Origin of the sequence: Novosphingobium mathurense, assembly GCF_900168325.1 — a bacterium.
GTDB classification, from domain to species: domain Bacteria; phylum Pseudomonadota; class Alphaproteobacteria; order Sphingomonadales; family Sphingomonadaceae; genus Novosphingobium; species Novosphingobium mathurense.
Window position 1 is genome coordinate 83422 of sequence record NZ_FVZE01000009.1, and the last position, 13198, is coordinate 96619.

A 13198-nucleotide genomic window follows, 5' to 3' on the forward strand; every position below is an offset into this window, starting at 1 on the left:
CTCCGGCTCAATCAAATTTCCAGACCTCAGGTTACAGTACCGAAGCTAACGCGTAGGCTTTACGTATGGCACGATGCCTTCAGACGTAACAGTCATGATCACTCTATTGCGTTCTGGCTGAAAGCAGCGTCGAACCGCGCTTCAGGCGTCTTCCAGAGCAGCGAGCGAACGAAATGCACGGCCTCTGCCGCACCGTGCTGGCGATCCATCCCGGCATCTTCCCACTCGATCGAGATTGGCCCGGTGTATCCTGCTGCGCGCAGCGCGCGAAAAGAATCCTCCCAGGGCACGTCGCCATGTCCGGTCGAGACAAAGTCCCACCCCCGACGTGGATCGCCCCAAGGAAGGTGCGAGCCCATCACCCCTGCGCGTCCGTTTCTGGGCCGTATCCGCGTGTCCTTGCAATCGACGTGGTAGATGCGGTCGGCAAAGTCGACAATGAAGCCGACGGGATCAATATTCTGCCACATCATGTGGCTCGGGTCCCAGTTGAAGCCAAAGGCAGGACGGTTCCCCAAGGCCTCAAGTGTGCGCTTGCTTGACCAATAATCGTAAGCGATTTCGCCTGGATGGACTTCGTGGGCAAACCGCACGCCTTCGCCGTCAAACACGTCGAGCACTGGATTCCAGCGCGTAGCAAAGTCTTGAAAGCCGCCTTCGATTACTGCATCGGGCACAGGCGGGAACATCGCTACATAGCGCCAGATATTCGAACCGGTGAAGCCCACGACAGTATCGACGCCAAGCTTGCGCGCCACCTTAGCGGTAAGCTTCATTTCCTCGGCAGCGCGTTGGCGCACACCCTCGCCCCCGTCGTTCTCAGGGCCGTCACCCCACACGCGCGGACGCACGATCGCCTGATGGCGAAAATCGATCGGATCGTCACATACCGCCTGCCCCGCAAGATGGTTGGATATAGCAAAAAGCTTGAGGCCGTGGCGATCGAGGATAGCCCGGCGCTCGGCAATGTAGTGGTCGTCCTCGGCCGCGCGCCATACGTCGAGATGTTCGCCAGAGCAGGCAATCTCAAGCCCGTCGTAGCCCCAACTTGCAGCTAATCCAGCGACCTCCTCCAGCGTCAAGTCGACCCACTGCCCCGTGAACAGTGTGACCGGCAGCGCAACCGGGGCAAGCTTGGCGTGCGTCATTAAATCTCTCCTTGTACGTTTCTTCAGTGCCTCAGGCGACTTCGACCCAGCGATTCTCGCGCGAAGAGGCGATCACCGCGTCAACGATCTTCGCAGAACGCAGACCATCGGCGAAGACAGGCAGGCCCTCCGGGTTGTCGCCGCGCACGGCTGCATAAGTATCGGCAACGAAGTTTTCGAAGCATTGGGCGTAGCCTTGCGCATGCCCTGGCGGCAAGCTCGACAGACGGCGGGCATCAGTTGAACCGACGCCGGGATCGCGTACGAGCACTTCGGCCGAAGTCTCGCTGCCAAGCCACGCGCTCTCAGGATTCTCTTGGTCAAACACTGCCGAGCGCCTCGCGCCGTCAAATTCGAACCACAGCCGGTTCTTTCTCCCGGCAGAAACTTGCGAGATCACAGTCGAGCCGAGCACGCCGGACGCAGTGCGGAATAGAACGGTCGCGGCATCTTCAGTTTCGACCTTCAGACGCGGACCGCTCGCACGGCCACCGCCGAATGAAGTCTGAGTGGTTGCTGGTCGATCCGGAACAGTAATGGTGGTTGCCGCCATAACACTGGCAATCCGCTCACCAGTTACGAACTCCATGAGGTCGCACCAATGCGAGCCAATATCCGCAAAGGCCCGCGACGCCCCCCCCGCCGCAGGATCGACGCGCCAGCTCGTAGCGTCGGGCGAGAGCAACCAATCCTGCAAATAGCTGCCATGCAGGATCTGCCACGCCCCAAACTCCCCTGCGACGGCACGCGCTCGGATTTCGCGGACCAGCGGGTGAAACCGATAGACGAACGGGACGGTCGCAATGCGCCCCGCCTCGTGCGCCAGATCGTGCAGACGCTGAGCTTCAATTGATCTCACAGCGAGCGGCTTTTCGCAAATCACATGCGAACCTGCTCCAATCGCAGCCTCGACATGCTCTGCGTGAAGGGCATTAGGGCTGCAGACATGGACGACATCAGCTGCGAGAGCTGCAAGATCGGCAACTCCCGTGATCGGTTGCGTGTACCAGCGCACCGCGGCTTCGGTGGATCTTGCCGGGTTCGATGCCATGACACCCACGACTTCAGCGCCGGCTAGAATAGCGGCACGTCGGTGAATCTCACCGATCATGCCTGCGCCCAATATGGCCACGCGCAGAGGCGAACCGAATTTCGTTACGCTCATGATGCGCACTCCTCCAATTCTGCAAAGGCCACGAAGGCCGGGTCGGGCACATGAACCTGGCCCAGCCAAGTCAGCGCGCCGGTGTTTGGGCACACCGCATAGGAGCGAACGAGATCAGCCGGTCGGTCGGCGACGAGCACGAAAGCGCCACTCGGATCAAATGTGAAGTTGCGGGCAGCAAGACCAGGATGGATTGAGGGCGCGAGCGTGATGCCCCCAAGCCGCACCAACCTGCCGTCAGAGTCACTGCGGAACCAGGTGAGCGAATCCTCGCCTCTATTGTTGACGTAGACAAGGCCTCCACCAGGATGCACGCGCACTTCGGCCGGCTCATTCGGACCAGTATAACCAGCTGAAAGTGTGGAGATTTCCGACAGCCGTGACATCTCGCCGGTTTCCGGATCAAAGCGCAAGGAGGCAAGCTGGGAAGAGAATTCAAGCGTCGCATATGCGAGGCCATTGATCGGATCGAACGCGATGTGGCGCGGGCCGGTCTCTTCGGGAAACTGCAACGAATGGACATGCTCCAACTTGCGGCCGAGCCGAAACGTCTCAATGCGGTCCGTGCCCTTGTCGCAAACGATAACGAAGCTTCCTGATGGATCGATCACCGCGCAGTGGGCGTGCGGGTTCGACTGGGCATGGCCGCCGTTCTGGAGGGAGAAATTGGGATCCTTGCCCTTCCCCGAAAAGACATGGACATCACACGCCCGACTTATGTTTCCTCTGGCATCGAGCGGATAGACCACCAGTGTGGAGTCGTCGTAAACGTACTCAATTGTCCAATCGCCATCCGCTTGGCGCACCACCTTCTCGACATGCTGGAAGTCGCCGTGGTTGGCACTTACCAACAGGCCCTGTTCGGCACTCCAGTCCAGAAACGTTGGACGCGGGCCCGGAGCGATCGCGCTGCCCTCCCAGGCCAGATCACCCGTCACAGGGTCGACAGCCAAGGCATGGACCGCTGCAGGCTTGTCGACCGGACCGCGTCCGTCGGTCTTGCGTTCGTCAACCGAGTAAAGCCTGCGCCTTTCAGGAGCGTATACGAGATAGCCTGCGTCCTTGGGCTCGGGTGCGTGACCGATCGGTTCCAGTGTCGAACCGTCTTGCGAAACGCCGAAGCTGAATATGCCTCCGCCTTTCGTTCCTGGCGCGGCGCCATAAGTACCGACAAAAGCAACGAGCCTGCCCATCAAGCTACCTCACCGGTGACGTCGATACCGATCAGGCGACGCAGCATTTCGTGGTGGCGGCGGACCTGCTCGACCTCATCCATCATCTCGGCGCGGGTGCGATCCTGCGAATAGCGCTGTCCCTCGTATTCGGTGTTGACGTAACCCTTAAAGCCGCCAGCCTTCAGTGCATCGATCGCGCCTTCGTAGTCGATCGCCAGGTCCTGGAAGCAGCCAGGCTTTCCTGGAATTTCGGACATGTTGTTGAACTTGCCATGGCAGCTGACCACGTAACCAGCCAATTCGCGCATCAGGTCCAGCGATGTGTTGGACTGCATAATAGCCTCGCCTACCACGACATAATCGAGCTCTCCCGGTTCCGGCACGTGGGTCTCGGTGAACTCTTTGAGCGCAGTGAAAGGTTGGGCAAGCCCTGGTTCGCATTCGCCGGTCGCGATGTAAGCTTTATAAGCCACCCGCAAATTACCGGCGGTCTGGTTTGTAACGTCGTCCAGATCAAACGGAGCGCGCCCTTCACGAAGTCTTGCAGATAATTCCACAGATGCTGCGCTGGCCTCCGCCTTGGCACCGCGGCGCTCGTACTGGTCGAGTAGAACCTCGGTTGGTCGGAATCCAAAGATGCCGAAATCAGGTACAAGTCCGAGCCGATCAGTTCCGGTTGTTTCGGCGAACTCGACGATTTCCTGAACCTGACGCCCTTCGAGCCGCATCGGTTGGTGGACCTCTTTGCCCAAGCGCAAATCCAGCCGTTCGGCCTCTGGGAGAGCCGCGATCATTACCTCTACAGGACAGGTGGATAGGACTCGTACGTTGCTGAAACCCAATCGTTTGGCCAAACGCATGTCGCGTACCAACCGCTCGGTAACTTCCTCATAGCTCATAACGTGGTCGCGGAACTGGAGTACGTCGAACGACACATCCATGGTTACCGGAATAGTGCCGTACTTTTCCATCCAGCCAAACCACTGGCGCACGAAGTCCTCGCCCGGATCGGGATAGCGCAGAGACATCTCATCTACGATCTCAATCCCGTCTGCGCCCGGAAGATTTTCCCCGACTTCACGGATCTGATCTTCGAGCGTGAGTTCGCGGAAGAACTGTGACTGCTGGTAGCTGTACAGGGAAACACCGATCTTCATGGCTCAAACCTCCGCTGCTTCGTTGAGGGTGAGGTGATAGGTTACAATATGGGGGGTCTTATCAGATCCCGCACCGGTGCCTGTCTTCGGGGGAGACTTCACCCATTCCTCATCGGTCGGCAGGTAACCATAGGCGGCAATGACGCACTGCTGAAAGCGGATCTCATGCTCGCCAGGCAGCAGGCCACCTGGCTTGCGGACGTGGAGGAAGGCCTCGTCGTCATAGTCCCAGTGTTCATTAATGGCGGTCTTGATCTCGTCGAAGCCGCGTGGAGGTTTACCATTGACTTCAAAGCTTTGAACTTCGCGCGGATAATCGGTTCCATCAATCTCTAGAAAATAACCGGTATGGAGCGAAAGAAAGACGCCGCGATAATTGGCGATGCGAACTGCCATGGAAAAGCCGACGACTTCGCCATCAATGACATCATTTCGCAAGCTGTCGGACCGGATGAGATAGTTGTCGAACATGATACCTACTCGGCTGTTGCGGTGGAGGAAACTGGACGGAAAAACAGTGTCCAGACGATGGCGGTGACAACAGCAAGACCAATGGGGACGAACCAGAGGGGTGTCCATGCCGCTGCACCGACTGCCTGGTTGGGCGCCACTGACAAGGCATAAATTTGTCCCGAGAGGGCCGATCCAATGGCCTGCCCGAAACCCGATACCATTAGGATCAGCCAACCCTGAGCCTGCGCAGCAAGGTCTTGGGGGGCAACACGCGCGAGATACATGGCTGCAATGACAATGAAATAATCGTTGCAAATGCCATGCAGGGCTACGCCGCCGATCGCGAAGGCAATTCCGCCATGCGATGCCGCGATAAATAGCGTGAAGCGCACACCCCACATTACCATGCCCGCAAAGAGGGCCCATTTCATACCGAGCCGAGCAAGCGCGAAGGGAATGGTAACGACGAAAATCGCTTCTGATGCTTGCCCCACGGCCAGGACTCCTGCAACGTTGGAGATACCCAGGACCGCGAGATAGGGAGAAACAAAGCTGTTGTAGACGCCCAGGGAGATGGACGTCATCAAGGCACAGACCATCAACACAGTGAAGCTACGCTCGCGAAACAGCACAAACGCCTTCACCCCTACGAGGTCACCGATGGAGAAGCGGGCACCTGCAGCAGGGGGCGGGGTGCGCTTGAGCGTCATGGCGTAAACGGCCATGACAAGGCCTGCTATTGCATTGACGTAGAATATGTCTGTAGATGCCGACAATCCCATCGAGCCTACACCTAGTCCCGCAACAACCCAGCCGATCAGGCCAAAAAACCGAATGTAGGGAAAAATGGACTGACGCTGCCCAAGCACCGTTAGCGAATAGGCATTCACCAGTCCCAGCGTGGGTTGAAAACACAACATGTAAGCGAAGATGAGGACCAGCGTGAGATTACCATTTCCAGCGTTGACCGCTGCTGGCACCAGCGCCATGAACGCGCTTCCGGCCAGATGGGCAATCGCTAAGACTGTCCGGGGTGGCAAGTACCTGTCGCCGATCGCGCCCAGCAGCAGGGGCGAAAGGATCGCTGCCAGCGCACTTAGCAAGTAGGCGCTGGCGATAATTCCATCGAGGCCATGCGTCGCCAAGACCAGACCGAGAGTAGCAAACCAGGCCCCGAAAATGAAGAATTCCAGGAAGATCAACATGCTCAACGGCGCAGCGATCGCCAGCACCGGTCCCTGCAGCACAGATCCCGTGCGGTCATTGTCTTCGACTATTGCGGACATGGTCATCCTTCTTCCCGTACTTTTATCTTCGTTTTCACATAGCTCCTGCAGCCATCTGCTTAGCCACGTATTCGCCTGCGCGCATACTCAGGGCCATCACCGTCAACGTCGTACCGGCACATCCGCTGGTGGGAAATGTACTGGCGTCGGTAATAAACAGATTGGGAACGTCCCAGCATTGGTTTTGGCTGTTCACTACCGAGGTCGCTGGATCGTCCCCCATTCGTGCTCCTCCCGATTCATGGATGGCCGCACCAATTGACATACTACTTTTGAAATTGAGTCTGACGAGCCATCGACTGAACCAGTCCGCATCGGGAAAGGCTCCTCGACCATGCTCTTCGATTCCCAGGCATGAGCCAACGAACTCGGTGTCAAGTCCAGCATTTTGCGCCATTTCCAGGGCAGCGCGCGATTGCGCACGGAGCATCGCCAGTTCGTTCTTGCGCATCTCGACATCGATGTGCGGAATCGGGATGCCCCATTTATCCTTTCGCGTAGGATGCAGACTAATCCTATTATCGCGATGGGCCAGCATCTCCCCGAAGCCCATGAATGCGAACTTTGCTGGCTTATCCGGCGACGTGAAAAGGCGTCCAGCCGTTCCCTGATAGCCGAAGCCTCTTAGGAACTCTGAATTGGTGATAGAAGAGACATTCTCCCAGCGCGGAATGTAGATGCCGCCCGTTATGCCATAGAATGGATCAGGCGGAAGTGTGTCGTCGATTTCATTGCCCTTACGGTCTGGGATAGTTCCCATGATGAGGTTAGGAACCTGATCCATAAAACATCGGCCAAGCATACCCGATGAGTTACCAATGCCGTTGGGATGTTTGCCTCCGGCCGAGTTCAGCAAGAGACGCACGGATTCGATCGGCGAGGCGCAAACCATAATAGCGGCGGCATGGACCACTTCTATTTCTCTGGTCTGGCGATCGATGAATTCCGCCCCGGTCGCTTTGCCTGTCGTAGGATCAGTGAGAACGCGGCGAACAATGGCATCGGATCGGACCGTGAGGCGCCCAGTGTCCTGCGCTGCCAAGATCGGTCGAGGAACGCGCTTAATGTTGGGCGGCATGTATCGCCAGGAGATCGATTTGCGCTCTGGCCAATGTGTTTCGGTTTTCTCCTTAAAGTCAGCTTCAGCGGCCGTGAGTTTCGACGGCCCCGCGAAGTTGCCATCAGGCACGTTGGGAATTCCGGCTGGACAACCGCGAACTTCCAGCAATTCTTCGACCTTGCTATAATATGGATTGACGTCGGAATAAGAGATTGGCCAGTCGTCACCATAACCGTCGCGGCTTGCGGCCTTGAAATCTGTATCAGACCATCGCAGCAGGACGCGCCCAAAGGTGTGCAGGCGGCCTCCCAGTTGCTTGCCTCGAATCCAGAGGAATGGCTTGCCGGGCGGTGTGCTGTAAGGATGATCACTGTCGCGAACAAAGAGATGGCGCTGTTGCTGACCATAGAACGCAACTTTGGACTGGATGGGCTGTCCGGTGACCGCCGCGCGCGCGCGCGCCCATAGCTGAATGCCCTTTTCCTTGGGGCCAGCGAAGTCGGAGGGGAAGTCCTGCTCGGTAATGGCTCGGCCCGCCTCAAGAACGAGAACGTCCAGCCCTCGTTCGGTCAGTTCCTTTGCAGCAAAACTGCCTGAAGCGCCTGAACCGATCACGACTACATCAAACGTCTTGTCCATTTGCATTCCAGTTCCTCGCCCACGAGCCCTTTAGGCTTCTCGCGCATGACAAGCATCAAGTCTGATCTTGGCTCCCAGAGCACGGACCCTACCGGTGCCAGCAGTTTAAAGCTGTTGACCCCGGCAGGGCTGGGAGAAGCCGGTCGTCTTAGAACTTGAAGCCCGCGCGCACACCGTACTGGCGCGGGTCAGTTAGTGTGAACGAGGCCAGTTCGAACACGCCAAGTAAGCGCTTGTTCTCCAGATTGCGCCCAAACGCCTGAATGTACCAGCGATCATCCGGCGCAAAGTAGCCCAATGTCACGTCAGTTCGAGTGTAGCTATCCTGCTCAATGCGAGTCGCCGTGTTGCCGTCAGTCACGAGATACGAACTCGAATACTTGAGTGCAGCTGTCCCCGAAATTCGTCCACCACTGGACAAGAAGAAGTCCTGAGTGAGACCGACGCGTCCGGTGAACTTCGGCGAACGATCGAGTTCTTGGCCGTTAAAATTGACGAGCGTATTGCCTTCAAGAGGAAAGAAATCGCCAAACGTCGCATCGAGATAGGCGGCACTAAAATCGATCTTGGTGCCGGAGCCGACGCGCCAGTTTCCTTCAAATTCAATACCTTTGACGTCAGCTTTCGGAACATTGAGGGTCACTGCACCGCCGGAGTTCTTGACCAAGCCCATCTGCAGGTCCTTGTAGTCGTAATAGAACCCGGTGAGGCTGAAATAGAGGGCACGGCCAAGCACGGTTCCCTTTATTCCACCCTCATAAGAAATGATCGTTTCAGGTCGATAGTAGAACGGCACTGGCGAAACGTCGGCCGGAGTGCCGTCATTGAAGCCACCTGCCTTGTAGCCGGACGTAGCATTAAAATAAGCCAGCACGTCCGGCGTAATGTCGGCTTCGACACCGCCCTTCCAAGTCACCTTTGAACCCGAAATTCCGCCGCCTGGGTAGTGCCCACTGTAATCAGATGGGAACGACAGATCTGTGCCATTCAAGCCGAAGTATTGGGTGCCGACACGGGACTTTTTATCGTCAGTGTAACGTATACCGCCCGTCACACGCACGCCTGGCGTCAGTGAATAAGTGACCTGACCGAAACCGGCCATAGTCTTCGCAGAAGCGTTGAGATCGTAACTCAGGGTGAAACCGAAGTTCGGGAAGTTTAGGATAGGAGCGGTATAGGTCTTCTCGTGGAAGTAGTAAGCGCCCACAACCCACTGTAGCGGTCCACTTCCCTGCGAGGCGAGCCGAAGCTCCTGCGAATCCTGTTCGTGGTTCTGGTAGGAGATGAAGTCACCATTCGGAGTGAACGGATCGAATGGTGCTGGAATATCGTTGCGGCTCGCCCGCTCGCGCCACTTCGACTTACGATAACCAGCCAGATAAGTGAGCTTGGCGAAGCCCAGGTCTGAATTCAATTCTGCAGTCACGCCTGCTACGTGGAACTTGCTGTAAGTGTCGACGCCTGGGTTCTGATAACGCAGACTATGATCATCATTCTGCGCAATTGCGCGATCAACTGCGACGCGAGCCTGAGCATTGGTATAGCTTTGCTCGTAATCAGCTGAAACATAGAGCGTGGTTGCACTGCCGAGGTGGGCTAGCACACTTCCCCTGATACCAAAGTCGTCCTGGTCATCAAGCGCATCATGACCATCATGGGTTGGCGTGAAACCGTCGTGATAATTGTAAGTGCCAGCAACACGCACCGCCAAGGAATCATTGATTGGAGTATTCACCATCCCGTTCAGGCGAACCGTGTTGTAGTTTCCGTATTCAGCGGAACCGGATACTTCAACCGCGTCGCTCGGATGGTTGCTGATGACATTGATTACGCCGGCGGTCGCGTTTCGCCCGTAAAGTGTACCTTGCGGACCGCGCAGTACCTCAACACGGCTGACGTCATACATAGCAAGAGACTGCTCGGTCGGACGTGCGATGTAGATGCCGTCCAAGTTGAATGCTGTCGAAGGGTCGCCCTTCTCCGTAAAATCGGTGCTGGCGACGCCGCGGATTGAAAATCCTGCTGGACCAACTTGGATGTTTGGGACGACGTTTTGCAGATCTTTGGCGGATGTAACGCCTTCGGCAAGCAACTTGTCACCACTAACGGCGGCAATCGCAACCGGCGCCTTGCTAAGCGCCTGATCGCGTCGAAGCGCAGTAACAATAATTTCCCCGTCGCTGACACTACCTTCTGCCGCTTCCGAAGATTCTTGCGCGACTGCAGGACTTATCTGAAACAGCGCAACGCCAAGCGCGAGGGCCGAAACTGTGGAATGGATAACCTTCATAGATCCTCCCGTTGTGTTCATTCGCGTGACGAAACGCGCTCCTGCGGCTTGCCGGAGTCGTCGACGCCGCCCCCACTATAAACGTTTTTTTATTTCTATTTTCAATGCCAATTATGTTCGTTTTATAAACGATTTGCAAATGCCCGAAGATTTGTTACCGAACGATATATGTGACGTATAATCATATGTTTATGCTATTATGCACCGCACAATCGCGGAATTTAGAGCGATGGATACTGGCTCATTGACATAATTTCATCATAAGTTTCATCCTTGACCATTCATTTTTTAAACATAATGATCGGCGGATGACGACTCAACAAAGGCCCGAACGAAAGCTACACCGGCGGTCCGATCGCAACACCAACACCCGTGAGATAATGGCGCTTCTTCGTGCTAGCGGCCCGATGACTCAGGCGGACATTGCAAGAGCAACTGCGCTCTCGCGCGCAACGGTTAACCACATAGTGCAGGCCCTGCGCGACCAAGGTGCGGTCGAATACCAATGGAAGAATCGGCGCGAGGCACTTGTTACACTCTCCTCGAACCGCGGCAGTGTCGCGTCGATTTTCGTGCGGGAAGCTGAGATACATGCGATACTCTTTGATTTTACCGGACAGGCTAGAAGCGATTTCTTCAACGCGGACTTTCCCAATTTTGCTGGATCGCAGACTTCTCCGCCTCAAGTCCTAGAAATCGTTCAGCAGCTCATCGGCGTGGCCCAAACCCGCAGTTCACCACTCTGCGGGATTTCAATCGCCATTGAAGGGCCCATTGAACAATCGACCGGTGCGATCGCACCATGGGCCTGGCAACGGCTCCCGCACTGGAAGCAAGTCGACATACGAGCATATTTCACGAAGCACTTACGCATCCCAACGGTTGTCGATAATGACGCGAACTTCGCGGCATTGTCTGAATGGTCGTGGGGAATCGGCCGCGGCTGCAATGATTTCTTATATATTACCAGTGCTGAAGGGATCGGCGGTGGAATAATCATCAACGGCAAAGTATACCATGGCGGCACGGGACTGGCCGGAGAGTTTGGCCACATGGTAATCGAGGAACATGGCAACTTGTGCTTCTGTGGCAACCGGGGGTGCCTCACGAGTTTCGCAACAGAGCACGCCATACTGAAGGCACTGGGAGACTCAGGTAAAACCAAGACATCGCTCCTGGATGTTATCGAGAGCGCCCGTAATGGCGATGCCGCCTGTCAGCGGGTTCTGTCCGAAACCGGCCGACACCTCGGCAAAGCATTGGCAACTGTCGTAAGAGTGCTAGGGCCTAGCGTAATCGCCATTGGGGGCACCTTGGGCCACGCTGGCGAAATTGTTCTCGATGGGCTGCGGTCATCGGCTGAAGTGATCAATCTTCGCGCCATCGGACAGGCCCCAGAATTTCATATCGCAACGATCCTTGATGATGCCACTGAATTTGGCGGGATGGCAGCAATACTCTCCGAGATCGATCTGGGCATAAGCTCGCTGGCGCCTTGGATGATGGAATCCAGACGCGTCGGTTCCAGCCAGTCCGAAGATCGGGCATAAATGGAAGACCTCTAAATTGTGGCAATACCGCATTCTGCTCATTTCAGGACTTGGCGTAGCGGTGAGACTCAAACACATTCCGGAATTGTTAGGAATGTTCGCCAGACGCCTTCACATGTGATCAGGCGCAGCACTCAGAGCCCGATCCGCAAGTAGTTGAGCAATGCCAGTATGTTATGATTCACACCGTCCTGCGAGAGATGGAGTGATCAATGGCATGGACTGGCATTGCTCGAGAAGAGCATAGCCGCAAAGGGCTGCGGTATCCAAGCGACATGACGGACAGGGAGTGGCTGCTGCTGGCGCCCTTCATTCCCCCGGCGAAGCAAGGCGGTCGCCGTCGCAGCACAGATCTGCGCGAAGTGGCCAACGCGCTGTTGTATCTGGCCTCGGCCGGATGTGCCTGGCGCCTGCTACCCAAGTGCTTTCCGCCGGTCTCGACGGTTCGGCGCTGCTTTTACGCCTGGCCCAAGTTCTACAGTGGATTGGAACATGTGCGGAACACGGGTCGGGAAAGCCGCAGAAATCCGTGGCCCTCTGCGCGAAGCTGTTTGAGATGTACTGAAAACATGCGATTGGTTTTGGCAGCGCTTTCTTGACAAAAGCGGAATATGATCATGAAAACGTCGCAATGCACATCGTCGAGAAGACAGCACGCGGTCACCGCTATCTCTATCTGGCCCAGAGCGTCCGGGAAAACGGTCGCGTTCGCCAGAAGCTGCTTCAACCTCTCGGCCGCAAAGACCAGCTCGAAGCCTCCGGCCAACTGGAGCGTCTGCTTGACTCGGTAGGCCGGCATTGTGACCGCGCTGTCGTTCTTTCGCAAATGGCTTCCGGTGAGATTTCCGCCCTGCGCATTGGCGGTCCGTTGCTGTTCGGCAAGTTGTGGGATCGTCTCGGGATCGGCGAGGTGCTGAACGAGGTCCTCGACGCTCGCCAGTTCAGCTTCGCGCTCGAGCGTGCGGTGTTCGTGGCAACGCTCCACCGCCTGTTCGTCTCGGGCTCGGACCGCTCGTGTGTCGACTGGATGAAGAGCTACGCCATTGACGGGGACGAGGATCTGGCGCTGCATCATTTCTACCGCGCCATGGCCTGGCTCGGCGAAGAGGCTGGCGGGACGGCCGAGGGTGCGCTGGCGCCGCGCTGCGTGAAGGATGTGATCGAGGAAAAGCTGTTCGATCGCCGCCGCGACCTGTTCACCGATCTGAGCGTCGCCTTCATGGATACGACCTCGCTTTCGTTCTACGGCAAGGGCGGCGAGACGCTGGGCAAGCG

Annotated in this window: 9 protein-coding genes and 2 pseudogenes; 3 read left to right on the top strand and 8 right to left on the bottom strand. The window is 56.8% G+C overall.

Features of this window, described 5'->3' with window-relative positions:
• Nucleotides 1-98: 98 nt before the first annotated feature.
• The 8 genes from B5483_RS19615 to B5483_RS19650 form a co-directional block, all read right to left on the bottom strand.
• Nucleotides 99-1148 carry a sugar phosphate isomerase/epimerase family protein gene (locus tag B5483_RS19615; protein WP_079731648.1) on the bottom strand — a complete coding sequence of 350 codons (1050 nt, stop codon included), beginning with the start codon at nt 1146-1148 and terminating at the stop codon, nt 99-101.
• Between the two features lie 31 nt (nt 1149-1179).
• The gene (locus B5483_RS19620; protein ID WP_079731649.1) at nt 1180-2313 is read right to left on the bottom strand and encodes a Gfo/Idh/MocA family protein; all 1134 of its coding nucleotides are present in this window, start codon (nt 2311-2313) and stop codon (nt 1180-1182) included.
• Complete coding sequence (locus B5483_RS19625) at nt 2310-3506, bottom strand: lactonase family protein (RefSeq protein ID WP_079731650.1); 1197 nt, start codon at nt 3504-3506, stop codon at nt 2310-2312. The genes B5483_RS19620 and B5483_RS19625 overlap by 4 nt, the downstream gene beginning before the upstream one ends.
• Nucleotides 3506-4645 (bottom strand): sugar phosphate isomerase/epimerase family protein, encoded by a 1140-nt coding sequence (locus B5483_RS19630; RefSeq protein WP_079731651.1) that lies wholly within the window; start codon nt 4643-4645, stop codon nt 3506-3508. Before B5483_RS19630 ends, B5483_RS19625 begins: the two co-directional genes overlap by 1 nt.
• A 3-nt stretch (nt 4646-4648) precedes the next feature.
• A complete protein-coding gene (locus B5483_RS19635) occupies nt 4649-5116 on the bottom strand; it encodes a C-glycoside deglycosidase beta subunit domain-containing protein (RefSeq protein ID WP_079731652.1) in 468 nt (155 codons plus the stop codon).
• Nucleotides 5117-5121: 5 nt separating this feature from the next.
• On the bottom strand, nt 5122-6390 hold the full coding sequence (locus tag B5483_RS19640; RefSeq protein WP_079731653.1) for an MFS transporter: 1269 nt from the start codon (nt 6388-6390) through the stop codon (nt 5122-5124).
• A 28-nt stretch (nt 6391-6418) separates the two neighbouring features.
• The gene (locus B5483_RS19645) at nt 6419-8083 is read right to left on the bottom strand and encodes a GMC oxidoreductase (RefSeq protein WP_079731654.1); all 1665 of its coding nucleotides are present in this window, start codon (nt 8081-8083) and stop codon (nt 6419-6421) included.
• A gap of 148 nt (nt 8084-8231) precedes the next feature.
• Nucleotides 8232-10373, bottom strand: a complete 2142-nt coding sequence (locus tag B5483_RS19650) for a TonB-dependent receptor (protein ID WP_176168135.1) — start codon at nt 10371-10373, stop codon at nt 8232-8234.
• A gap of 308 nt (nt 10374-10681) precedes the next feature.
• On the opposite strand from B5483_RS19650, the gene B5483_RS19655 reads away from it, so the two are divergent.
• The 3 genes and pseudogenes from B5483_RS19655 to B5483_RS19665 all read left to right on the top strand — a co-directional run.
• Complete coding sequence (locus B5483_RS19655; RefSeq protein WP_079731656.1) at nt 10682-11923, top strand: ROK family transcriptional regulator; 1242 nt, start codon at nt 10682-10684, stop codon at nt 11921-11923.
• Between the two features lie 212 nt (nt 11924-12135).
• Nucleotides 12136-12390 (top strand): annotated as a pseudogene (locus B5483_RS19660) (transposase); the annotation flags it as partial.
• Between the two features lie 164 nt (nt 12391-12554).
• Nucleotides 12555-13198: pseudogene (locus tag B5483_RS19665) on the top strand (IS1634 family transposase); the annotation flags it as partial.

Bases quoted from the DNA above. Each gene is read 5' to 3' on its own strand.
- B5483_RS19615 (WP_079731648.1), bottom strand. From the start codon at position 1,148: ATGACGCACGCCAAGCTTGCCCCGGTTGCGCTGCCGGTCACACTGTTC.
- B5483_RS19620 (WP_079731649.1), bottom strand. From the start codon at position 2,313: ATGAGCGTAACGAAATTCGGTTCGCCTCTGCGCGTGGCCATATTGGGC.
- B5483_RS19625 (WP_079731650.1), bottom strand. From the start codon at position 3,506: ATGGGCAGGCTCGTTGCTTTTGTCGGTACTTATGGCGCCGCGCCAGGA.
- B5483_RS19630 (WP_079731651.1), bottom strand. From the start codon at position 4,645: ATGAAGATCGGTGTTTCCCTGTACAGCTACCAGCAGTCACAGTTCTTC.
- B5483_RS19635 (WP_079731652.1), bottom strand. From the start codon at position 5,116: ATGTTCGACAACTATCTCATCCGGTCCGACAGCTTGCGAAATGATGTC.
- B5483_RS19640 (WP_079731653.1), bottom strand. From the start codon at position 6,390: ATGACCATGTCCGCAATAGTCGAAGACAATGACCGCACGGGATCTGTG.
- B5483_RS19645 (WP_079731654.1), bottom strand. From the start codon at position 8,083: ATGGACAAGACGTTTGATGTAGTCGTGATCGGTTCAGGCGCTTCAGGC.
- B5483_RS19650 (WP_176168135.1), bottom strand. From the start codon at position 10,373: ATGAAGGTTATCCATTCCACAGTTTCGGCCCTCGCGCTTGGCGTTGCG.
- B5483_RS19655 (WP_079731656.1), top strand. From the start codon at position 10,682: ATGACGACTCAACAAAGGCCCGAACGAAAGCTACACCGGCGGTCCGAT.